Below are 22,245 nucleotides of genomic sequence, written 5' to 3'. Positions count from 1 at the left end.
AACGGAACACGGCAACTACGACATGGTCGGCAACAACACGCCGGTCTTCTTCGTACGCGACACGATCAAGTTCCAGGACTTCATCCGGTCCCAGAAGCGCCACCCCGCCACCGGGCTGCGCAACAACGACATGCAGTGGGACTTCTGGACACTGTCCCCCGAGTCCGCGCACCAGGTGACGTGGCTGATGGGCGACCGCGGCATCCCGAAGACCTACCGCCATATGAACGGCTACAGCTCCCACACCTACATGTGGATCAACGGCGGTGGCGAGCGGTTCTGGGTGAAGTACCACTTCAAGACCGACCAGGGCATCGACTTCCTCACGCAGGACGAGGCCGACGAGCTGGCCGGCTCGGACGCGGACAAGCACCGCCGCGATCTGTACGAGTCGATCGAGTCCGGGAACGCGCCGTCGTGGACCCTCAAGGTCCAGATCATGCCGTTCGAGGACGCGGCGGACTACCGCTTCAACCCCTTCGACCTGACCAAGGTGTGGCCGCACGGCGACTACCCCCTGATCGAGGTCGGCCGGATGACGCTCAACAGGAATCCGGAGGACTACTTCATCCACATCGAGCAGGCCGCCTTCGAGCCGTCGAACATGGTGCCGGGCATCGGCCCGTCGCCGGACAAGATGCTGCTCGGACGGCTCTTCTCCTACCCGGACACGCACCGGTACCGGATCGGCCCGAACTACGCACAGCTGCCGCCCAACCGGCCCCACGCGGCGGTGAATTCATACGCCAAGGACGGCCCGATGCGGTACGTGCCGTCGAACGCGTCGAGGCCGTACGCCCCGAACTCCTACGGCGGTCCCGCTGCCGACTACCAGCGCTTCGGCGACCCGGCGGGCTGGGAGGCCACGGGAGAGCTGGTGCGCGAGGCGTACAAGCCGCACCGCGAGGACGACGACTGGGGCCAGCCGGGCACGATGGTCCGCCAGGTGCTGGACGACGCGGCCCGTGAGCGGCTGGTGTCGAATGCCGGCGGACACCTGAGCAACGGCGTCACGCGGCCGGTCCTGGACCGGGCGCTGCAGTACTGGCGCAACGTCGACAAGGACATCGGCGACCGTATCGCCAAGAAGGTGAACGGCGGCTGAGGCGGATACGCGTGTGCCCGCGGCCCCCGGATTCCGGGGGCCGCGGGCACACGCACGTCAGTGGTCAGCGGTCGGTGGTCAGCGACTCGCCGCCGGTCGCAGACCGCAGACCGGCAGTGATCAGGGCCTGCCGAGGTCGCTCTTGTCCTTGGGGTCGGGGTCGCCCGGGTCGTCGTCGCCGGGGTCGGGCGGCAGCGTGATGCTGGGCCGGCCCGTCGGCGTATTGGTCGGCGTGGGCGTCGGGTCCCCGGTCGGCGTCGGCGTGGGTGTCGGGGTGTTCGTCGGCGACTGCGTCTCCGTAGGCGTCGGGGTCGGCGTCGGCGTCGGCTTCTGCGTCGGGGTGTTCGTCACCGTCGGGCCCGGGTCCGGGCTCGCCGTCTCGGCGACCTCCAGGTCGAACTCGGCGTCGGAGCCGCCGTTCAGGGCACCCAGGGTGTAGTCCGCCCAGATCCTGGCCGGGAACCCACCGCCGTTGGCGCGGCCGGAGTTGGCGGTGCCGGTCAGGGTGACCTGTCCGCCGCCCGCCGCCGTCGACTCGCCGAACAGGGCAACGACCGTGGCGAGTTCGGGGGTGTAGCCCGCGTACCAGGCCGCCACGTTCTTCTCCGCCGTACCGGTCTTGCCGGCCGCCTCGTAGGCGTCCGTGCTGGCCTCATGGCCCGACCCGTCCTTGACCACGCCGGTCAGCACCGAGGTGACCGTGTCGGCCGTCTCACGGCTGATCACCTGCTTGCCGACCGGGTCCTCGAGGTCGACCGTGCGGTCCTTGTGCTCGGCCTTGTTCACGATCGTCGGCGTGACCTGCTTGCCGTGGTTGTCGAGGGTCGCGTACACCCCCGCCATGTCCCAGGTGGAGGCGCTCATCGTGCCGAGCGAGATCGCGGGCCGCTCGGGGAAGGACTTGCTGTCCTTCACTCCGAGGTCGAGCGCGGTCTTCTTCACATCGCCCGGACCGACGTCCACGACCATCTGGGCGAAGACCGAGTTGATCGACTTGTTCATCGCCCTCTGGACGTTGACCGGGCCGTAGCTCTTGTCGTCCTCGTTCTCGGGGTTGAACGGGGTGTCGCTGCCCTCGACCTGCCGCTTGCTGGTGCCGTCGTAGATCGTGTTGACGCCTATCGGGTCGCCGTCCTGCGTCTTGGACTCGTTCTCCAGCGCGGAGGCGAACACGATCGGTTTGAACGTCGAGGCCGGCTGGTAGTCGGAGCGGACGGCGTTGGACAGCCAGTGCTTGGTGGCGTCCACACCGCCGTACAGCGCGACGACCTTGCCCGTCTTGGGATCGACAGAGGTCGCACCGGCCTGCACGGTCGCGTCGACCTTGTTCTTCTTGCGGTCCAGCTCGTCCTCGAGCTGCCGCTCGACCGCCTTCTCGAGCGCCTTCTGGCGCTTCGAGTCGATGTTCAGCGTGATCGTCCAGCCGCCGGCTCTGATGTCCTCCTCGTTCACCCCCTGGCGCGCCAGCTCCTTGTTGGCGGCGTCGACGAGGTAGCCGGTCTGGCCCTCCATGCCGGGGGCCGCCTTGGGCTCCTTCGGCCGGGGGAAGGTCAGCTTGTCGCGGGCGGACTTGTCGAGCCAGCCCTCCTCGACCATGTTGTCGAGCGTGTAGTGCCAGCGCTCGGTGACCAGCTTCTTGCCGGTGTCCGAGGCCTCGGCCCAGTCGTACTGACTGGGGGCCTGGAGCAGGGAGGCGAGATACGCGCCCTGGGCGACGTTCAGCTTGGACGCATCGACGCGGTAGTACGCCTGGGCCGCGGCCTGGATTCCGTACGCACCGCGCCCGTAGTAGCTGGTGTTCATGTACCCGGCGAGGATCTCGTTCTTGCTCTGGCGCTGGTCCACCTTGAGCGAGATCACCAGCTCTTTGAGCTTGCGGGTGACCGTCTGGTCCTGGTCGAGGTAGTAGTTCTTGACGTACTGCTGGGTGATGGTCGAGCCACCCTGCTTGCCCTTGCCGGTCAGGGTGTTCTTCAGGCCGCGGACGGTGCCCTTGAAGTCGACTCCGGAGTCCTCGAAGAACGTTTTGTTCTCGGCGGCGACGAAGGTGTACTGGACGTCCTCAGGGATCTTCTCGAGTCCGACGATCTCGCGGTTGACCTTGCCGGTGCGGGCGAGGATCTTGCCGTCGCTGTACTTGTAGACGTTGCTCTGCTTCTCGGCCTGAGCATTCGCCTTGGGCACGGGGACCATCAGATAGATGGCGAAGAAAGCGCCCATGACCAGCAGGCAGAGCCCGAGGAAGGTACCCAGCACCTTCCTCCAGGTGAAGAAGCGCCGTATGCCTGTGGGCTTGGCCTTCTTCGCCCGGCGCGCGCCGCGCTGCCGGGCCTGTCGCGCTTCCGCTCGGCCCATCGCTTCGTTGCTCCGCTCTTCGTTCTCTACTACTCGCCGGGGATCGGCCCGGAATCAGCTCAGAAAGCTAACACCGGTACTACAGACAAAGGGCCATCGATCCGGCCTTTTCCGGACGTGACAATCAGCACCCCGTCTCATGGAACCGACTCATGAGAGGTGCGGAGGGTTGCCATAGACGTTAAAGTGATATCACTCTGCTAGACCGAGACGGGGAGCGATCATGCCTGCCACCAGCACAAAAACCTCTGACGAGCTGCCGGACATGCCGGAGCCGCGGGTCCGTGAATTTCCGGCGCACAGCATCGGCGGGGGCCTTGCGCTGCTGCTCGGACTGCTCGGGGTCGGCTGCGCGGTCGCCCTCCTCGCCACCGGGGCGACACTCTCCTCACCCGGCCCGAAGGTGACGCTCATCGTGGCCGGAATCGTGATCGCGATAGCCGCGTGCTTCGCGATGTGCGGGCTGAACATGGTCGCGCCGGGCGAGGCGCGGGTGGTGCAGCTCTTCGGGCGCTACCGGGGCACGATCCGTACGGACGGCCTGCGCTGGGTCAACCCGCTCACCTCACGGGTCAAGATCTCGACGCGGGTACGGAACCACGAGACCGCGGTCCTCAAGGTGAACGACGCGTACGGCAATCCGATCGAGCTCGCCGCGGTGGTGGTGTGGAACGTGAAGGACACGGCGCAGGCGCTCTTCGAGGTGGACGACTTCCTGGAGTTCGTCTCCACGCAGACGGAGGCGGCGGTACGGCACATCGCCATCGAGTACCCGTACGACGCCCACGACGAGGACGGCCTGTCGCTGCGCGGCAACGCCGAGGAGATCACCGAGAAGCTCGCGGTGGAGCTGCATGCGCGGGTGGAGGCGGCGGGCGTGCACATCATCGAGTCCCGCTTCACACATCTCGCGTACGCCCCGGAGATCGCGTCCGCGATGCTGCAGCGGCAGCAGGCGGGAGCGGTGGTCGCGGCGCGGCGCCAGATCGTGGACGGCGCGGTGGGCATGGTCGAGGCGGCACTGGTCCGGATCCAGGAACAGGACATCGTGGAACTGGACGCGGAGCGCAAGGCGGCGATGGTGTCGAACCTGATGGTGGTGCTGTGCGGCGACCGCGCGGCGCAGCCGGTCCTCAACACGGGCACGCTCTACCAGTGACGCCACCTGAGCGGAAGCAGGTGCTGCTGCGGCTGGACCCGGCGGTGTACGAGGCGCTGGCACGGTGGGCCGGGGACGAGCTGCGCAGCACGAACGCACAGATCGAGTTCGCGCTCCGCCGCGCCCTGTCGGAGGCGGGCCGCCTGCCGAGGGGGGTCGCCCCGATCCCGCGCCGGGGCCGGCCCCCGAAGCCGACGAGAGATGGGGACGGGGACGGGGAGACCGAGTAGCGCGGCCTGCGCGCCCGCGGCCTGCGCCGAAGGGGACGAGCAGCGGCGGGCCAGGTGCCGCGCGGCGAGCTGTTCCCCCGCCCGAGCCCTTGCCGAACCCTTCCTGAAACAGGGCTCCGCCCCAGGCACCGGACCCGCGCCCGACGGCGCGGGTCCGGTGCCCCAGGTCCGGGAGGAAAGGCTATTCACTACGGGTATACACACGAGGTATACACCGCATGTAGAGTGCTCTCCATGTCCATCGGTCACACCTTGCTCGGACTTCTCGAGTCCGGCCCACGCCACGGCTACGACCTCAAGCGCGCCTTCGACGAACGGTTCGGCCACGACCGGCCCCTTCACTACGGGCAGGTCTACTCCACCATGTCCCGGCTGCTGAAGAACGGCCTCGTCGAAGTCGACGGCATAGAGGCCGGCGGTGGTCCCGAGCGCAAGCGGTATGCCATTACCGAGGCCGGGGTCACCGACGTCACGCGGTGGCTCGCGCAGCCCGAGAAGCCGGAGCCGTACCTCCAGTCGACCCTTTACACCAAGGTCGTCCTCGCCCTCCTCACCGACCGCAGTGCCGCCGATCTGCTCGACAGCCAGCGCTCCGAGCATCTGCGGCTGATGCGCATCCTCACCGACCGCAAGCGCCGCGGCGATCTCGCCGACCAGCTCATCTGCGACCACGCGCTGTTCCACCTCGAAGCCGATCTGCGCTGGCTGGAACTGACCGCCGCCCGGCTCGACCAGCTCGCCGGGGAGGTGCGCAAGTGAACCCCGACGGTTCCCTGCTCCTCGCCGCCGATCTGCACAAGGCGTACGGATCCACCCCCGCCCTCGACGGCGCCTCCTTCTCCATTCACCCCGGCGAGGTCGTCGCCGTCATGGGGCCCTCCGGCTCCGGCAAGTCGACGCTGCTCCACTGCCTCGCCGGGATCGTCCGGCCGGATTCCGGATCGATCACCTACGCCGGGCGCGAGCTCACCGGGATGTCCGACGTCCAGCGCAGCACCCTGCGCCGTACGGACTTCGGGTTCGTGTTCCAGTTCGGCCAGCTCGTACCGGAGCTGAGCTGTACGGAGAACGTGGCCCTGCCCCTCCGCCTCACCGGCGCCAGGCGCAAGGCCGCCGAGCGCACCGCCCTGGAGTGGATGGAGCGCCTGGAGGTCGCCGACCTCGGGCACAAGCGGCCCGGCGAGGTCTCCGGCGGCCAGGGGCAGCGGGTCGCCGTCGCCCGTGCGCTGGTCACCTCGCCGCGGGTGATCTTCGCCGACGAGCCGACCGGCGCCCTGGACTCCCTCAACGGCGAGCGGGTGATGGAACTCCTCACCGACGCCGCGCGGTCCGCGAACGCCGCCGTCGTCCTGGTCACCCACGAGGCGCGGGTCGCCGCCTATTCCGACCGCGAGATCGTCGTACGCGACGGAAGGTCCCGCGACCTGGAGCACGCCGTATGACGCTCCTCGACCGGACGGACGGAGCATCACCCGCCGCGCCCGCCCCGCCCCGCGTCATCGGCGGCCGGCTGCGCGACCTCGGGCTCGGCATACGCTTCGCCGCCTCCGGCGGCCGCGAGGGCTGGGTCCGTACCGCGCTCACCGCCGTCGGTGTCGGGCTCGGCGTCGCCCTGCTCCTCATCGCCGCCTCCGTGCCCACGCTCATCGACGAGCGCGAGCAGCGCGGCACGGCCCGCGCGCCGGTCTCCTCCGACGAGCCGGCCGAGCGCTCGGACAGGACCCTGGTGTGGGCGACGGCGGACACCGAGTACCGCAAGGACGCGATCAGCGGCGCACTGCTGCGCCCGGACGGCGCCCACCCGCCACTCCCGCCCGGGGTCAGCCGCCTCCCCGGACCCGGCGACATGCTGGTCTCCCCCGCCCTGAAGGAGCTGCTGGACTCCCCCGGGGGCACGCTCCTCGAAGAGCGGCTCGACTACCGCACGGTGGGCACCATCGGGGACGCCGGCCTGATCGACCCGGGCGAACTCCGCTTCTACGCGGGCAGTTCGACGCTGACCACGGACAACGGTGGAACCAGGACGACCGGCTTCGGCGAGTCCCCGGGTTCGGAACCGATGAGCCCGGTCCTGATCGTCCTGGTCATCCTCATCTGTGTCGTCCTGCTGGTGCCGGTGGCCATCTTCATCGCCACCGCCGTCCGCTTCGGCGGCGACCGCCGCGACCGCCGGCTCGCCGCACTGCGGCTGGTCGGCGCCGATGCCCGGATGACCCGGCGCATCTCGGCCGGGGAGGCACTGTTCGGCTCGGTGCTCGGCCTGCTGGTCGGCATCGCCGTCTTCGCGGGCGTGCGCCGGTTCGCCGGGCACGTACAGCTCTGGGACCTGAGCGCCTTCCCCTCCGACGTGGTCCCCGTGCCCGTGCTCGGGCTGCTGATCCTGCTGGCCGTGCCGGTCTCGGCGGTCGCGGTCACCCTGGTTGCGCTGCGCTCGGTCGTGATCGAACCGCTCGGAGTCGTACGCAACAGCACGCCCCGCGCCCGCCGTCTGTGGTGGCGGCTGCTGATGCCGGCGGCCGGTCTCACGGTGCTGCTGGCGACCGGCACCGTCAACGAGGAGACCGAGTTCGTCGACCCGTGGCCCATCGCGGGCGGCGCCGTACTGGTGCTGGTCGGCCTTGCGACGCTGCTGCCGTGGGTGGTCGAGGCCGTCGTCGGCAGGCTGCGCGGCGGCCCGGTGCCCTGGCAGCTCGCCACCCGCAGGCTCCAGTTGAGCAGCGGTTCGGCGGCCCGCGCGGTCAGTGGCATCACGGTCGCCGTGGCCGGCGGGATAGCCCTGCAGATGCTCTTCGCCGGGGTCCACGACGACTTCAACAGGGTCACGAACCAGGACCCGGAGCGGGCTCAGCTCCAGGTCTCCGCGGAGTTTCCCAGCGGTGAGCTGGCCCAGCGGATGATCAAGGAGTTCCGTGGGACGGAGGGCGTGAAGGGGGTCATCGGCACGGTCGAGAGCTATGTGCACAGCCCCGTGCCCTCCCGCGGCACCGACTTCCATCCCGTCACCACCCTGACCGTCGGCGACTGCGCGACCCTGCGCGAACTCGCCAGGATCGGGTCCTGCAAGGACGGCGACACCTTCGTCGTCCACGTCGAGGGCGACAGGCGGCAGAACGACCTGATCGACTCTGCGGCCCGCAAGGGCAAGCCGGTGGACCTCAACGCGCACTCGAGCTACGACGGCTCGAAGCCGGTGCTGTGGACCCTGCCCGCGGACACTCCCACCGTCACGGTCCGTCCCGACCCGACCGGCCGGGAGCACTACGGCATCTTCGCCACCCCCGGCGCGGTCGATGTGCAACGCCTCCCCACGGCGGACACCCAGGCGATGGTCCAGATCGACGAGAGCGTGCCGGACGCCCGTGAGTACGTGCGCAACACGGCCGCCCGAATCGATCCCACCATGCGTGTCTGGTCGATCCAGAGGATCGAGCGGGACAAGCAGTACGCCAGTGTCCAGACCGGTCTGCTGACCGGCGCGACCGCGACGATGGCGCTGATCGCCGCGTCGATGCTCGTCTCGCAGGTCGAGCAGCTGCGGGAGCGCAAGCGCCTGCTGTCGGTACTCGTCGCCTTCGGCACGCGCCGGGCCACGCTCGCCTGGTCGGTGCTGTGGCAGACCGCCGTGCCGGTCGTCCTCGGCACCGCCGTCGCCATCGTCGGCGGCCTCGGTCTCGGCGCCGCCATGCTGCGGCTGACCGGCAAGGCGGTCACCGAATGGTGGGTCTTCCTGCCGCTCGCCGCGGCGGGCGCGGGCGTGATCCTGCTGGTGACGGTGCTCAGCCTGCCACCGCTGTGGCGCATGATGCGTCCGGAGGGGCTGCGTACGGAGTAGCGGGCCGGGGCCGTCAGTCCAGTACCCGTACGGGCAGGGCGCGCATCGCGTCCCGCAGCGCCTGTGCGAACTCCCCGAATTCGCCCTGGCGTGCCGCCCCCGTGCGCATCGCCAGGGCGATCCGGCGTGCGGGGGCCGGGTCGGCGAAGTACCCCGTCTGCAGCCGTCCGGCCCGGCCGGTCTCCACCTCGACCGCCGTACGCGGCAGCAATGTCACCCCGAGCCCGCCCGCGACCAGCTGTATCAGGGTGGACAGGCCGGCGGCGGTCGTGGTCACCGCGGCACCGCCGGTGCGGCCCGCCTCCCGGCAGATGTCGAGTGCCTGGTCGCGCAGGCAGTGGCCCTCGTCGAGCAGCAGCAGATGCAGTTCGCTCAGCGCCTCGCGCGGAATGTCCTGGCGCCCGCCCAGCCAGTGGTCCTCGGGGGTGACCAGCACAAAGTCCTCGTCGAAGAGCGGCAGCTCACTGATCCCCGGCATCCCGAGCGGCACGGCGAGCAGCAGCAGATCGAGACGGCCGGCCGCCAGCCCCTCCACCAGCGAGGACGTCTGCTCCTCGTGGACCTGGAGGTCGAGCTCCGGATAGCGGTCGTGGACCAGGCGCAGCACGGTCGGCAGCAGATAGGGGGCGACGGTCGGGATCACGCCGAGCCGGAGCACCCCGGTGAAGGGGGCACGTACCGCGTCGGCCTCCTCCAGCAGTTCGCCGACGGCGTCCAGCACCACCTTGGCTCGCACCGCGAGCCGCTCACCCGCCGGGGAGAGCAGCACCTTGCGGGTCGTACGCTCCAGGAGCTGGACACCGAGTGCCTCCTCCAGCGCCGATACGGCACCGGAGAGCGCGGGCTGACTCATCCCGATCGCGGACGCCGCGTCCCGGAAGTGCAGATGCTCGGCGACGGCGACAAAGGCACGCAGCTGCGCCAGGCTGGGCTGCTTGCCCCGGCCACTTCCCCTATTACCGGCATTGACGACATTGCTGATGGCCACTGATAGGTACCTCCGATCGCGACGACCGAGTCTAGCTATTTCTGCGATCAATGCACGCTGTGCCACCATCAAGATCCGTCCAACCCCCTGGAAGACCCCACAAGGGAATTCCTGTCTGCAAGGAGACCGAGTGCTCACTGTCGGTGACCAGTTCCCCACCTTCGAACTGACGGCCTGCGTCTCGCTGGAGAGCGGCGAGGAGTTCGCCGAGATCAGCCACAAGTCCTACGAGGGCAAGTGGAAGGTCGTCTTCGCGTGGCCCAAGGACTTCACCTTCGTCTGCCCCACCGAGATCGCCGCCTTCGGCAAGCTGAACGATGAGTTCGCCGACCGTGACGCCCAGATCCTCGGCTTCTCCGGCGACTCCGAGTTCGTCCACCACGCCTGGCGCAAGGACCACGCCGACCTGCGTGACCTGCCCTTCCCGATGCTGGCCGACTCCAAGCACGAGCTGATGCGGGACCTCGGCATCGAGGGCGAGGACGGCTTCGCGCAGCGTGCCGTCTTCATCGTCGACCCGAACAACGAGATCCAGTTCACCATGGTGACCGCCGGTTCCGTCGGCCGTAACCCCAAGGAGGTCCTGCGGGTGCTCGACGCCCTGCAGACCGACGAGCTGTGCCCGTGCAACTGGACCAAGGGCGAGAACACCCTCGACCCGGTCGCGCTCCTGTCGGGCGAGTGATCCGGTATGTCTCTGGATGACCTCAAGTCCGCCGTACCGGACTACGCCAAGGACCTGAAGCTGAACCTCGGCTCGGTCATCGGCAACAGCGATCTCCCGCAACAGCAGCTGTGGGGCACCGTTCTGGCCTGCGCGATCGCCTCGCGCTCGCCGAAGGTGCTGCGCGAGCTGGAGCCCGAGGCGAAGACCAACCTCTCCCCCGAGGCGTACACCGCCGCCAAGTCGGCCGCCGCCGTCATGGCGATGAACAACGTCTTCTACCGGACCCGGCACCTGCTGTCGGACCCGGAGTACGGGACGCTGCGCGCCGGTCTGCGGATGAATGTCATCGGCAACCCGGGCGTGGAGAAGGTCGACTTCGAGCTCTGGTCGCTCGCCGTCTCCGCGATCAACGGCTGCGGCCAGTGCCTCGACTCCCACGAGCAGGTGCTGCGCAAGGCCGGCGTGGACCGCGAGACGATCCAGGAAGCCTTCAAGATCGCCGCGGTGATCCAGGCCGTGGGTACGACGCTGGACGCGGAAGCCGCGCTCGCCGAGTAGCACGGATATGCGAAGGGCCCCGCCGACTCCGGTCGACGGGGCCCTTTCGTGTGCGTGGCGGGGTCAGCTCCTGAGCTTGGCCATCAGGGCCTTCATGTCCTCGACCATGAAGGGGCCGATCCCCGACAGATCGGCCTCGGGGTCCTGACCTTCCTCCACCTGCGAGTAGCCGGGCGTGACGGTGAGGGTGAACTCGGCCTGTCCGTCCAGCACATGGAGCCACGGCGGATCGCCGCTGTCGTCCCTGGTGAAGTAGGCACGCTCGCCCAGTCCTTCGACCCGTTCCAGCGTGACCTCGGCGCCCGCGGAGATCATGAAAGCGCCGACCGACGCTTCGAACTCCGGTCCCGGATCGGTCTTCTTGTGCAGTTCGTAACTCACGTGGACGCTCGGGTATGTGCCCTCGTAGCCGTTCTCGTCCACATCTTTCGGCTTCGGCCCCCCTGTGGGCTGCAGCTCGACGTAGCAGGACGCCCTGTCCAGGCTGGTGTGCTCGCGCCCTGTCGGCCGGGGGCTCTGCCTCTCACCGAGCGCGGTGGACAGCGCCTTCAGCTCGGCGTCCAGACACAGGTTGCGACTCACCCGGTATCCGCCGAGGTCGGGTTCCCGGCTCTCGTACACGTACAGACCGCCCGCCCACAGCGCCGAGGCGACCATCACGCCGCCGAGCGTCCACGCCCATGGCGGGAGGGAGCGCCGGGCGGGGAGCCGGTCCTCGGGTGCCACCGCCGTGGGCTCGGCAGGGTCGTGCCCGGCCCGCGACCCGGGGATCTCGGGCGCGCCGAACGGCTGCTCGTCGCCCACCAGCTCCGGCTCGGATATCAATCCCGCTCCCCCGTCGGCGGGGCGGACTCCGGTGCCGGTGCCGGTGCCGGAGTGGACGCGATCTCGACCGCGGTCGCGCCGTGCGGCGGCGGCGTACCGCGCAGAGCCTGCTCCGTGCCGTACGCGCGCAGATAGCCGACCACGGTGTTGGTCACCGCCACCAGCGGCACCGCGACCACCGCGCCGCCGATACCGGCGGTCAGTCCGCCCGCCGCGACCGCGAGGACGACGGCGAGGGGATGGACGCGGACCGCGCGGCCCAGGATGAAGGGCTGCAGCACATGCCCTTCGAGCTGCTGTACGGCGAGGACGACGATCAGCACCATCAGCGCGGTGAACACGCCCTGGGTGACCAGCGCGACGACGACCGCCAGCGCGCCGGAGATGACCGCACCGACGAGCGGGATGAAGGCGAACAGGAAGATGAAGACGGCGAGCGGCACTGCCATCGGCACATCGAGGAAGTAGATGCCGATACCGATGAAGATCGCGTCGATCAGGGCCACTATCACCGTGCCGCGTACATAGGCGGTCAGGGTGCGCCAGGCGCGCGGACCCGCACCGGCGACTCCCTCACGGGCCTGCGCCGGGACCAGTTTCAGCGTCCACTGCCAGATGCGCTTCCCGTCGTACAGCAGGAAGAGCGTGGAGAACATCGCCAGCAGTATGCCGGTGAGGACCTCGACCATCACCGTGACGCCCTGCAGACCCGCGGAGGTGATCTCCTCGGTGTTGGTGCCGATCGTGTCGCTGAGGTTCTTCGCGATGTCGTTGATCTGCGACTCGGTGACATGGAACGGGCTGTCGAGGAGCCAGCGCTTGAGCTCCTCGATACCGTCCCTGACCCGGTCGGAGAGGTTGTCGAGGTTGTCCATGACCTGCCAGACCACGAACCAGCCGACCAGACCCATGACGACGAAGCCGGCGATCGCGGTGACGGCGGTGGCCAGCCCGCGCGGCAGGCCGAGTCTCTTCAGCCGGGCCACGGTGGGCTGGAGCATCGCGGTGACGAGCAGCGCCGCGACAAAGGCGAGCACCACCAGCTGTACGGCGCTGATGATCCGCATCAACACCCAGAGCGTGCCTGCCAGTACGAGCAGCCGCCAGCCGGCCTCGGCGGCGACGCGCATCCCCCAGGGGATCGCGGCGACCGGGTCGGGTCTGGCGGCGACGGCGGGGGCGTACGCGGGCGGCGGCGGCACGCTCTCCGGGGCGGGGGCAGCGACCACCGGGACGTCGTCCGCCGCGGCTTCGCTACGGCGCTCGTCCCAGTACTCTCCCATCCGGGTCAGCCCGGCGCCCAGCCGACCGAGCCATCCTGGCGCTTTCGACATGATGTTCCCTCTTCCCCCTACCACTCCCCCCGGAGTGTCTCCTGGGCCGTCGGACCGACCGTACACGCGCGGAGCCCCTCACCGTAGGACGGTGAGGGGCTCCGCGAAGTTGAGCGCCTGCTGGACCTAGTACCAGTGGTTGGCCTGCCAGAACGACCACGCGCCACAAGGGCTGTCGTAGCGTTCGTTCATGTAGTTCAGGCCCCACTTGATCTGGGTTGCCGGGTTGGTCTGCCAGTCGGCGCCGGCCGAGGACATCTTCGAGCCCGGCAGTGCCTGGACGAGACCGTAGGCACCGGAAGACGGGTTCTGCGCCTGGTAGTTCCAGGTGGACTCGTGGTCCACGATGTTGCTGAAGCACTGGAACTGGTCGGCGGGAATCATCTGCCGTGCCATCGCCTGGACCTCGGCGACGGTGTAGGAGCCCTTCGCGGAGAAGCTCGAAGCGTCGCGCACGGAGTCACGGTTGGCCCGCGCCTCCTCGGCCTCACGCTCGCGCTCGGCCTCCGCCTCGGCCTCCTGGGCGGCTTCCTTCTTCGCCTTGGCGGTCTTGGCAGCCTGGATACGGGCCGATTCCTCAGCGGACTTCTTCGCGGCAGCGTCTGCGGCAGCGGCCTGTGCGTCGGCCTGCTGCGACAGGGACGAGACCTGAACCTGGGCCTGCTCGCCCATGGGTATGTCTGCGAGGAGCGTCGTGTCGGCTGCAGTCGCCTCGAGGGTGTCGCCGTCGGCGTTCGAGGGCAGGGTGTTGCCCGACGCAACGCCCACGACGGCTCCGACGGTGGTGACCGCAGTAGCTGATGCCACGGCGAATCCCCGGACCGAGATCCGGCTCACACGGTTTCCTTCCAGCGACACCCGCATAGGTGACCTCGCGGGCGCAATCGTGCCCCTGACGCTGGCCTCCCCACTGCTTGGGTCACGGGAGGCGCGGGCCCGATGGGCAACTCCCCTGCGGGAGTGCCGCGTAGTGCTCGCGGGCGGCATACGACGGCAAGTCTTGAGTTGTGTGGTGCTGTGCACCTTTGGAGGTGCTCGTGTGTCGTATGCGGGGCCTGACGGAAGCAAGACTCTGCCCGACGCCGAGGCCGCAAGGCAATTCTTCGTACCGTGTGAAAGCTCACACCTCGTTTGCGCCAGGGGTTTTGAGGAAACGGGCGGACAGCACAGCGCCGCCCGGCTACGCTCTTGCGTTCCGCCGGGCGGCGCCAACTGCCTCATTCCGTGCTAGATCTGCCCTTCCTCCAGCATTTCGGTCACGAGCGCGGCGATCTGCGAACGCTCGGAGCGGGTGAGGGTGACGTGCGCGAAGAGCGGATGGCCCTTCAACTTCTCGACGACGGCAACGACTCCGTCATAGCGGCCGACGCGGAGATTGTCCCGTTGTGCCACGTCATGCGTCAGGACAACCCGGGAATTCGCCCCGATACGGGACAGAACAGTCAACAGGACGTTCCGCTCCAGGGACTGGGCCTCGTCGACGATGACGAACGCGTCGTGCAGCGAGCGGCCGCGGATGTGGGTGAGCGGCAGCACCTCGAGCATGCCGCGTCCCAGCACCTCCTCGATCACTTCACGGCCCGCCACGGCCGAGAGAGTGTCGAAGACCGCCTGCGCCCAGGGGCTCATCTTCTCGGCCTCGGTGCCCGGCAGATAGCCGAGCTCCTGCCCGCCCACGGCGTACAACGGCCGGAAGACCATCACCTTCTGATGCTGCCTGCGCTCCAGGACCGCCTCGAGGCCCGCGCAGAGCGCCAGCGCCGACTTGCCGGTGCCGGCCCGGCCGCCCAGCGAGACGATGCCGACGTCCGGGTCGAGCAGCAGATCGAGGGCGATGCGCTGCTCGGCGCTGCGTCCGTGGATGCCGAAGGCCTCACGGTCGCCTCGCACCAGCTTGACGTTGCCCTCGACCGAGACGCGGCCCAGCGCCTTGCCGCGCTCGGACTGCAGGACCAGACCGGTGTGGACGGGCAGTTCCGCCACCTCGGGAACGTACAGCGTCTCCTCGCCGTACAGCAGGTCCACCTGTTCGGCGGAAAGGGGCAGTTCGGCCATACCGGTCCAGCCGGAGTCGGTGATGGCCAGCTCCGCCCGGTACTCCTCGGCCAGCAGGCCGACGGACGAGGCCTTGATACGGAGAGGCAGGTCCTTCGAGACGACGGTGACGTCGTACCCCTCGGCCTGCAGATTGCGCGCAACCGCCAGAATCCGTGAGTCGTTGTCCCCCAATCGGAAGCCGGCCGGAAGGACGCCGGGATCGGAGTGGTTGAGCTCGACACGCAGCGTGCCGCCCAGGTCGCCCAGCGGGATGGGGGCGTCGAGGCGGCCGAACCGGATACGGAAGTCGTCCAGCAGGCGCAGCGCCTGACGGGCGAAATAGCCGAGCTCCGGATGGTGCCTCTTGGCCTCCAGCTCCGTGATCACCACGATCGGGAGCACGACTTCATGCTCCTCGAAACGGGTCAGGGCGCTGGGATCGGCCAGCAGGACGCTGGTGTCGAGAACGTAGGTGCGCCTGTCGGGCATGCGGCGCTTTGTGCTGTTCACCACGGAAGGACGTACCCCCTCGGCTGAGGTCGGCGGTGCGACGGCTGTCGCGGGCCATGGGGTGTCCCCGCCGAAGCAGGGGACGGGCCGGGCTCGGGCCACGATGCGCGGGCCGAGCTCCGGCCCTCCGCGGGGTCCGCACCAGGGGTGCGGTCCTTCGTGTGCAAAGGGCCTCCCGGGTGAGTGGTCTCGGCCACTCACTGAGATACGACGTTCGTGGATCGGACGTCGACCTGAAAGGGGTATTCCCTCGAACATGCGCAGCCATGCCATGGCATATGACGACGGACGGGTGAACAGACAGCGACGTACGCCGCCTCGGACGTCCGCTGAGGCCGGCGGAGGCCGACAGGGATCGGCGGAGGTCAGCCGGGATCAGGAGGCCGGGAGAGGTTATCCGGAGGTCAGGAGCCGTAGCGGCGGTGGCGCGCCGCGTAGTCGCGCAGCGCGCGCAGGAAGTCGACCTTGCGGAAGGCCGGCCAGAAGACTTCGCAGAAGTAGTACTCCGAGTGGGCGCTCTGCCAGAGCATGAATCCGGACAGACGCTGCTCGCCGCTGGTGCGGATGACGAGGTCGGGATCGGGCTGCCCGCGCGTGTAGAGGTGCTCGGAGATGTGCTCGACGTCGACGATCTCGGCGAGCTCCTCGAAGCTCGTGCCCTTGTCGGCGTGCTCCAGGAGCAGGGAGCGTACGGCGTCCGCGATCTCCTGGCGGCCGCCGTAGCCCACCGCGACATTCACGAGTATTCCGTCGATACCGGCGGTGGCCTGCTCGGCTTCCTTCAGTACGGACTGGGTGCGGTCGGGCAGCAGGTCCAGCGTGCCCACGTGGTGCACGCGCCAGCGGCCGTCCGCGGCGAGGCCGCGCACCGTGTCCTCGATGATGCCGAGGAGCGGAATCAGCTCCTCCTCGGGCCGGTCGAAGTTGTCCGTGGACAGCATCCACAGCGTGACGACCCTGACATCGGTCTCGTGGCACCAGCCGAGAAACTCGGAGATCTTGTCGGCTCCGGCCTTGTGGCCCTGCGCGGCCGTACCGCCCGATGCCTTGGCCCAGCGACGGTTGCCGTCGAGGATGACGCCGATGTGCTTGGGCACCTGGGCGTGGTCGAGGCGGCCCTCCACCCGGCGCGCGTAGAGCCCGTACACCAGGTCGCGCAGGTTCACTGTTCTTAACCCCTCCATGGCGGCGTTCCCCGAGGGCGCCACACTACTGCGCACCGGCCACGGCGGCCCAACCCGGCCTGTCACAAGTCCGTGATAGCAAGGGATGCGTGACTGATTCCCCTTCCTACCGAGCAGACGCGAACCGCTACGAGGCGATGGAGTACCGCCGTACCGGCCGCTCCGGGCTCAAGCTCCCCGCGCTCTCCCTCGGCCTCTGGCACAACTTCGGCGACGACCGCGCCCTCGACTCGCAGCGCGCGATCCTGCGCCGCGCCTTCGACCTGGGTGTGACGCACTTCGACCTGGCGAACAACTACGGTCCGCCGCCCGGTTCCGCCGAGCTCAACTTCGGCAAGCTCTTTGCTCAGGATTTTGCCCCCTACCGTGACGAACTGGTCATTTCGACCAAGGCGGGCTATTTCATGCACCCCGGGCCCTACGGCGAGTGGGGTTCGCGGAAGTACCTGCTCTCCTCGCTCGACGCGTCCCTGAAGCGGATGGGAGTGGACTACGTCGACATCTTCTACTCCCACCGCTTCGACCCGCACACCCCGCTCGAAGAGACGATGGGCGCTCTGGCCTCCGCCGTGAAGCAGGGCAAGGCGCTGTACGTGGGTGTGTCGTCGTACAACGCGGAGCAGACCGACGAGGCGGCCCGGCTGCTGAAGGAGATGGGCGTCCCGGCTCTCATCCACCAGCCCTCGTACTCCATGATCAACCGCTGGATCGAGGACGACGGGCTCCTCGACACGCTGGAGGGCGCCGGCATGGGCTGCATCTCCTTCGTGCCGCTCGCCCAGGGCCTGCTCACCGGCAAGTACCTCAAGGGCATCCCCGAGGGCTCGCGGGCCACGCAGGGCAAGTCCCTGGACCCGGATCTGCTCTCCGGCGATGTCGTACGGCGGCTGAACGGACTGAACGACATCGCGGCCCGGCGCGGGCAGTCCCTCGCCCAGCTGGCGATCGCCTGGGTGCTGCGGGACGAGCGGATGACCTCCGCACTGATCGGCGCCTCCAGTGTGCAGCAGCTGGAGGAGAACGTCGCGGCGCTGGCCGGACCGCCCCTGAGTGCCGAGGAGTTGAAGGAGATCGACACCTTCGCCGTGGACACCGCGGGCACGAACATCTGGGCCGGGCGGAGCTGAGCGGACCCCCGCGGAAGCAGCCGGAGACGAAGCCGGAAACGAAGCCGGAATCGAAGACCGGAGAGCATGCGGGGAACTGCCGGGGAGTCGACCGGAGAAAAAACGGGCCGGTCCGTGGGGGGGATACGGACCGGCCCGAGGGGGGGTTTCCACCATAACCCTTCGTAAGTGGTGCCGTGTGCCACGCCATGCCGTAATTACGCTCCGAATGCGGCGGACAGCGGGGGCGCCGTCCCGTGGGCCCGGAAAGTGGCTGGTCCCGGCCTTGCGCCCGTCCGGGGCCGCACCTCCCAAGAGGGACGCGCGGGCGTGGGCGCCACATTGACGGCCCGTTCGCCCACGACGGATTCACCCGACCGGCCCTCAGGCCGTGGCCCCCTTCACCTTGTTGGCGAGAATCTGCGCCATGAAGGTGTCGCCCCATTCACCCAGGGGCAGCAGGGCGGTGTTGAGGGCCTGACCGAGCTCGGTGAGGGAGTACTCGACGCGGGGCGGGACCTCCCGGTACACCTCGCGGTGCACGATGCCGTCCGCCTCCAGCTCGCGCAGCTGCTGGATCAGCATCTTCTCGCTGACACCGGCCACATGGCGCTTCAGCTCCCCGAATCGGTGCGTCCCGTCGTGCAGCGCCCACAGGATGAGCGGCTTCCACTTTCCGCCGACGACGTCGACCGCCGCGTCGAGACCGCAGCTGTAGGAAGTCCTTACCTTGGCCACCACAACTCCTCGGGCGAGAGCAATACTTACCGTTCCACCAGTACACCATTTTTACGGGTGTCAGCAGCGATGCCTGCGATTCCGGTGATTCCCGGGATTCCGGTGATTCCGGTGATTCCAGCAGCGCTCCCCTCGGAGAATGCGGCCAGAATCTGACCTATATCGATCCTAGAGTCGGCCGTATGACGACGCGCACTGTGACGTGGACCCAGGCCAACGCCCGCCGCCTGATGCGGCAGGGGCTCGCCGCCCCCGCCGAGCGCTCCCCCGCCGAGATCACCGGCGCCATGCTCGGCGCGCATGCACAGGTGCTGTCCGCCGCCGAGGCGTCCGTCGCGCTGCGGCTGGCGGGCGGCTCCACCCGCTCCGATGTACGCGAGGCGCTGTGGACGGACAGCAGCCTGGTGAAGACGTACGGCCCCCGCGGCACCGTCCATCTGCTGCCGGCGGCCGATCTGCCGATGTGGACCGGGGCACTGTCCGCGATCCCCGCCGGCCCGAACACCATGCCCGCCGGTCTGCGCCTGACCGGCGAGCAGACGGATCAGATCGTCGCCGCCGTCGGGGACGCCCTCGCGGATGCCGAACTCACCATCGACGAACTGACCGAGGCGATCGTCGAGCGCACCGGCCCGTGGGCCAGGGATCCGGGGTTCGAGGCCTTCCAAGGCGAGTGGCCGCGCTGGCGGCAGTCGATGCACACGGCCGCACACCGCGGGGTGCTCCGCTTCGCGCCCAACCGCGGCCGCAGGGCGACGTACACCAGCCCCGGTGTCACACCGATGGACGGACCGGCCGCGCTCGACGAACTCGTACACCGCTATGTGTACGCGTACGGGCCCGCGACACCGCAGCACTTCGCCAAGTGGCTGGCCGCGCCGAAGGGGTGGGCTGCCGGGCTGTTCGCTTCCCTGACGAGCGAGGGGCGGATCGAGGAGGTGGCGTTCGAGGGCGGCCCGGCGTGGGTGGCGGCGGGCGATACCGCGTTCGGGGAGGAGCCGGCGCGGGGTGTGCGGCTGCTGCCGTACTTCGACGCGTACATCATCGCCTCGCAGCCGCGGGAGCTGCTCTTTCCCGGCGATGCCTACGAGCGGGCGCTGGCCGGCGGGCAGGCCGGGAACTTCCCGGTGGTGCTCGTGGACGGGACCGTCGCCGGAGTGTGGCACCAGCGGCGGTCGGGGCGGCGGATCGCGGTGACCGTGGAGCCGATCGGCGGCGCGCTGAGTACGGCCGCCCGGCGTCGCGAGCTGGAGCGGCAGGTGGAGCGACTCGGTGAAGTGCTGGAGGCGAAGCCGGAGTTGACGGTGGGGAAGGTGACGGTCGGGGCCCATGCCTGAGGGGCAGCACTGATGCAGTCGCGCCGGGCGACGCGTCCCGTAGCCCGTAACCCGGTAGCTCGGTAGCCCGGTAGCCCCGCACCTCTCGGCGTTCGTCCGTACACGCGTCTGAATGCGGGGCCGGGCGCGGGCCCGAACGCGGGTCCCCGTGCAGACCCGGGCGCGGGCCCGGTGCGGGTCCCGGCGCTAGACGGGCTCGACCGCCTCGATGAGGAAGCGTGTCGTCGTGGCGAAGTCCCAGCCGTCGACGGAGACGGCTGCCGCCTCCGCGACGAGCTCTTCGAAAGAACGCTCTTCGAACGCACGCGAGGCAGGTGTCACGAGAGGGTGTGCCCCGTGGTGCTGTCGACGTGGCCGGGGATATCGCCGTCGTGGCGGTCGCCCGTCGTCGATGTACCGGACGGCTCGAACATGAGGATCGAGCCGCCGGGCGAGGCGGGCTTGTGCTCGGTGCCCTTCGGTACGACGAAGGTGTCGCCCTTGTGCAGTTCGACGGTGGACTCGGTGCCGTCCTCGCTGCGCAGCGCGATGTCGAAGCGGCCGTCGAGTACGAGGAAGAACTCGTCCGTGTCCTCGTGGACGTGCCAGACATGCTCTCCGGCGGTGTGGGCGATGCGTACGTCGTAGTCGTTCATCCGGGCCACGATGCGCGGGCTGTAGACATCGTCGAAGGAGGCGAGGGCCTCGGTGAGATTGACCGGCTTGGTTTCCATGAGGTCAATTCTGCGCACCGGCGGGCGCGTTGTCTTGTACGGACGTGCGGCGGCTACGGAGCTGCCGCGAGGCCGCCGAGCAGCAGGCCCGTCAGCGCGCCCACGATCATGAACGGGCCGAACGGGATCGCGGTCTTGCGGTTCGCGCGGCGCAGGACGATCAGCCCCAGCCCGTACAGCGAGCCCAGCAGAAAGCCGGCGAAGGCGCCGGTGAAGAGCACGGCCCACCCGTACCAGCCCAGGGCGACGCCGAGCGAGAGAGCGAGTTTGACGTCGCCGAAGCCCATGCCGTTCGGGTGGATCAGAAAGAGCACGAAGTAGGCGGCACCGAGGGTGAGACCGCCGAGCAGCGCGGTGGGCCAGGAGCCGGCGGCGCCGGGGAGCAGCGCGGCGAGCCCGAGGAGGACGGCAGCCGCGGCGGCGAGCGGCAGGGTCAGCCGGTCGGGCAGCCGGTGGACGGTGCGGTCGACGAGGGCGAGCAGTACGGCGAGGGGCGCGAGCAGCACCCATACGGCCAGCTCGGGGCGCGGCCCGATGGCGGCGGCAAGGGTGGCGCAGGACAGGGCGGTGACGGCGGGTGCGAGGAGGCGCCCAGGGATGAGGGGCTCCTGCTCGGGGGTGGCCTGGGGCCCTTGCGTGCGGGTGGTCCGGGCGGCCTCCTCAGTGTCGGAGGACCGGGGCTCCTCGGTGTCTGCGCGCCGGGCTTCCTCGGTGTCCGTGGGCCGGGCTTCCTCGGTGTCCATGGGCCGGGCCTCTTGCGTGCGGGTGTCCCGCGCCGGTTCCGTACCGGCACCCCGGGCCCGTTCCGTACCGGAACCCCCCGCCGGTTCCGCACCGGCGGCCCGGGCCTCATCGGTGCGGGTGGCCCGCGCCTCTTCCGTCCCTGCCGCCGGTACCGCGAGCGTGACCGCTCCCGCAGCGCAGGCCGCGCACCGCGCACCGCCGAGCCAGCCGTGCGCCGGCCCGGTGAAGCGATGCCCGCCGGGGCAGGCGTCGCGCCACGCCTCCTCCGGCTCGACGGAGAGCCGGTACGCGGCGCGCGGGACGAGCAGCCCGGCGGAGGCACCCCAGAGAACGGCGGCGACGATCAGCGTGGCGTACACCGTGCTCACCCTAAGGCGGCTCGGTCCGCCGGTCATGGGCCCGGGGACCCACACCCGGTGAACCGGGGCCCAGACCCGTACGGCTCCCGCTACGGTCTACGACCATGGGGCGACGGCGGCAATGGCACAACGGCACCGGGACGTTGCGGGTCGCCGAGGCGTCGCTGCCGGTGGAGATCGCGGCGACGTACGGGCCGCGGCGGCGCGGACTGCTGGGACGGCACGGAATCGAGGGCGCGATGCTGCTGACCCCGTGCAACAGCGTCCACACCTTCCGGATGCGGTTCGCCATCGATGTGGCGTATCTGGACAGGAAGTTGAGGGTCATCGACGTCCACACCATGAAGCCGGGCAGGCTCGGCATGCCCCGGCTCGGCGCACGGCATGTGCTGGAGGCGGAGGCCGGCGCGATGGCGGTCTGGGGCGTACGGCCCGGCGTGCGGCTGGCGATAGACAGCTGACTC

The 22,245-nt window shown here is 69.4% G+C and carries 21 protein-coding genes and 1 pseudogene; 11 read left to right on the top strand and 11 right to left on the bottom strand.

All coding sequences use genetic code 11. From position 1 onward, the window contains the following. Window position 1: 1 nt before the first annotated feature. A pseudogene (locus OG883_RS04145) lies at window positions 2-1,105 on the top strand (catalase); the annotation flags it as partial. Between the two features lie 120 nt (window positions 1,106-1,225). Here the strand turns inward: OG883_RS04145 and OG883_RS04140 are convergent. After that, on the bottom strand, window positions 1,226-3,460 hold the full coding sequence (locus OG883_RS04140) for a transglycosylase domain-containing protein (RefSeq protein WP_266535118.1): 2,235 nt from the start codon (window positions 3,458-3,460) through the stop codon (window positions 1,226-1,228). A gap of 223 nt (window positions 3,461-3,683) precedes the next feature. Here OG883_RS04140 and OG883_RS04135 point away from each other — a divergent pair, with 223 nt between their 5' ends. The 5 genes from OG883_RS04135 to OG883_RS04115 all read left to right on the top strand — a co-directional run bounded on the left by OG883_RS04135 (window position 3,684) and on the right by OG883_RS04115 (window position 8,681). Next, window positions 3,684-4,619, top strand: coding sequence for an SPFH domain-containing protein (locus OG883_RS04135; protein WP_266535115.1), 936 nt, complete (start codon window positions 3,684-3,686; stop codon window positions 4,617-4,619). After that, window positions 4,616-4,849, top strand: a complete 234-nt coding sequence (locus tag OG883_RS04130; protein WP_266535112.1) for a hypothetical protein — start codon at window positions 4,616-4,618, stop codon at window positions 4,847-4,849. Before OG883_RS04135 ends, OG883_RS04130 begins: the two co-directional genes overlap by 4 nt. 234 nt (window positions 4,850-5,083) lie before the next feature. Further along, a complete protein-coding gene (locus OG883_RS04125; RefSeq protein ID WP_266535110.1) occupies window positions 5,084-5,608 on the top strand; it encodes a PadR family transcriptional regulator in 525 nt (174 codons plus the stop codon). Further along, window positions 5,605-6,291 carry an ABC transporter ATP-binding protein gene (locus OG883_RS04120; protein WP_266535107.1) on the top strand — a complete coding sequence of 229 codons (687 nt, stop codon included), beginning with the start codon at window positions 5,605-5,607 and terminating at the stop codon, window positions 6,289-6,291. Before OG883_RS04125 ends, OG883_RS04120 begins: the two co-directional genes overlap by 4 nt. After that, window positions 6,288-8,681, top strand: a complete 2,394-nt coding sequence (locus OG883_RS04115; protein ID WP_266535104.1) for an FtsX-like permease family protein — start codon at window positions 6,288-6,290, stop codon at window positions 8,679-8,681. Before OG883_RS04120 ends, OG883_RS04115 begins: the two co-directional genes overlap by 4 nt. A 13-nt stretch (window positions 8,682-8,694) precedes the next feature. On the opposite strand, the gene OG883_RS04110 is transcribed toward OG883_RS04115, so the two are convergent. Beyond that, window positions 8,695-9,663 carry a hydrogen peroxide-inducible genes activator gene (locus OG883_RS04110; RefSeq protein WP_266541213.1) on the bottom strand — a complete coding sequence of 323 codons (969 nt, stop codon included), beginning with the start codon at window positions 9,661-9,663 and terminating at the stop codon, window positions 8,695-8,697. 136 nt (window positions 9,664-9,799) lie between these two features. Here OG883_RS04110 and OG883_RS04105 point away from each other — a divergent pair, with 136 nt between their 5' ends. Together OG883_RS04105 and OG883_RS04100 are read left to right on the top strand one after the other, a co-directional pair. Then, window positions 9,800-10,354: a peroxiredoxin gene (locus OG883_RS04105; protein WP_266535101.1), complete on the top strand. Its 555-nt coding sequence runs from the start codon at window positions 9,800-9,802 to the stop codon at window positions 10,352-10,354. A 6-nt stretch (window positions 10,355-10,360) separates the two neighbouring features. Next, the gene (locus tag OG883_RS04100) at window positions 10,361-10,894 is read left to right on the top strand and encodes an alkyl hydroperoxide reductase (RefSeq protein ID WP_266535098.1); all 534 of its coding nucleotides are present in this window, start codon (window positions 10,361-10,363) and stop codon (window positions 10,892-10,894) included. Between the two features lie 63 nt (window positions 10,895-10,957). On the opposite strand, the gene OG883_RS04095 is transcribed toward OG883_RS04100, so the two are convergent. From OG883_RS04095 to OG883_RS04075, 5 genes are all read right to left on the bottom strand, one after another. Then, entirely contained in the window at window positions 10,958-11,719 is a 762-nt protein-coding gene (locus tag OG883_RS04095) for a hypothetical protein (protein ID WP_266535096.1), read from the bottom strand. Beyond that, window positions 11,716-13,053, bottom strand: coding sequence for an AI-2E family transporter (locus tag OG883_RS04090; protein WP_266535093.1), 1,338 nt, complete (start codon window positions 13,051-13,053; stop codon window positions 11,716-11,718). The genes OG883_RS04095 and OG883_RS04090 overlap by 4 nt, the downstream gene beginning before the upstream one ends. A 126-nt stretch (window positions 13,054-13,179) precedes the next feature. After that, complete coding sequence (locus OG883_RS04085; protein ID WP_266535091.1) at window positions 13,180-13,890, bottom strand: transglycosylase SLT domain-containing protein; 711 nt, start codon at window positions 13,888-13,890, stop codon at window positions 13,180-13,182. A 390-nt stretch (window positions 13,891-14,280) separates the two neighbouring features. After that, window positions 14,281-15,603, bottom strand: a complete 1,323-nt coding sequence (locus OG883_RS04080) for a PhoH family protein (protein WP_266535088.1) — start codon at window positions 15,601-15,603, stop codon at window positions 14,281-14,283. Window positions 15,604-16,004: 401 nt separating this feature from the next. Next, entirely contained in the window at window positions 16,005-16,766 is a 762-nt protein-coding gene (locus OG883_RS04075; RefSeq protein WP_266535085.1) for an isoprenyl transferase, read from the bottom strand. 107 nt (window positions 16,767-16,873) lie between these two features. On the opposite strand from OG883_RS04075, the gene mgrA reads away from it, so the two are divergent. Then, window positions 16,874-17,911, top strand: coding sequence for an L-glyceraldehyde 3-phosphate reductase (mgrA, locus tag OG883_RS04070; RefSeq protein ID WP_266535083.1), 1,038 nt, complete (start codon window positions 16,874-16,876; stop codon window positions 17,909-17,911). A gap of 363 nt (window positions 17,912-18,274) precedes the next feature. Here the strand turns inward: mgrA and OG883_RS04065 are convergent, their stop codons facing one another. After that, complete coding sequence (locus OG883_RS04065) at window positions 18,275-18,628, bottom strand: helix-turn-helix domain-containing protein (RefSeq protein WP_266535081.1); 354 nt, start codon at window positions 18,626-18,628, stop codon at window positions 18,275-18,277. Between the two features lie 182 nt (window positions 18,629-18,810). On the opposite strand from OG883_RS04065, the gene OG883_RS04060 reads away from it, so the two are divergent. Continuing rightward, complete coding sequence (locus OG883_RS04060; RefSeq protein ID WP_266535077.1) at window positions 18,811-19,965, top strand: winged helix DNA-binding domain-containing protein; 1,155 nt, start codon at window positions 18,811-18,813, stop codon at window positions 19,963-19,965. Window positions 19,966-20,151: 186 nt separating this feature from the next. Here the strand turns inward: OG883_RS04060 and OG883_RS04055 are convergent, their stop codons facing one another. From OG883_RS04055 to OG883_RS04045, 3 genes are read right to left on the bottom strand one after another with little or no spacing between them, the layout of a single operon-like run. Further along, complete coding sequence (locus tag OG883_RS04055) at window positions 20,152-20,286, bottom strand: hypothetical protein (RefSeq protein WP_266535074.1); 135 nt, start codon at window positions 20,284-20,286, stop codon at window positions 20,152-20,154. Continuing rightward, window positions 20,283-20,678, bottom strand: a complete 396-nt coding sequence (locus OG883_RS04050) for a cupin domain-containing protein (protein WP_266535063.1) — start codon at window positions 20,676-20,678, stop codon at window positions 20,283-20,285. Before OG883_RS04050 ends, OG883_RS04055 begins: the two co-directional genes overlap by 4 nt. Window positions 20,679-20,731: 53 nt before the next feature. Then, window positions 20,732-21,781: a prepilin peptidase gene (locus OG883_RS04045; RefSeq protein ID WP_266535060.1), complete on the bottom strand. Its 1,050-nt coding sequence runs from the start codon at window positions 21,779-21,781 to the stop codon at window positions 20,732-20,734. A 104-nt stretch (window positions 21,782-21,885) separates the two neighbouring features. Here OG883_RS04045 and OG883_RS04040 point away from each other — a divergent pair, with 104 nt between their 5' ends. Further along, window positions 21,886-22,242 carry a DUF192 domain-containing protein gene (locus OG883_RS04040; protein ID WP_266535058.1) on the top strand — a complete coding sequence of 119 codons (357 nt, stop codon included), beginning with the start codon at window positions 21,886-21,888 and terminating at the stop codon, window positions 22,240-22,242. The last annotated feature ends 3 nt before the right edge of the window (window positions 22,243-22,245 follow it).

The organism is Streptomyces sp. NBC_01142, assembly GCF_026341125.1.
Taxonomy (GTDB): Bacteria; Actinomycetota; Actinomycetes; order Streptomycetales; family Streptomycetaceae; genus Streptomyces.
The sequence above is the reverse complement of the archived record's forward strand: the minus strand, read 5'-3'. Positions and strand labels throughout refer to the sequence as shown.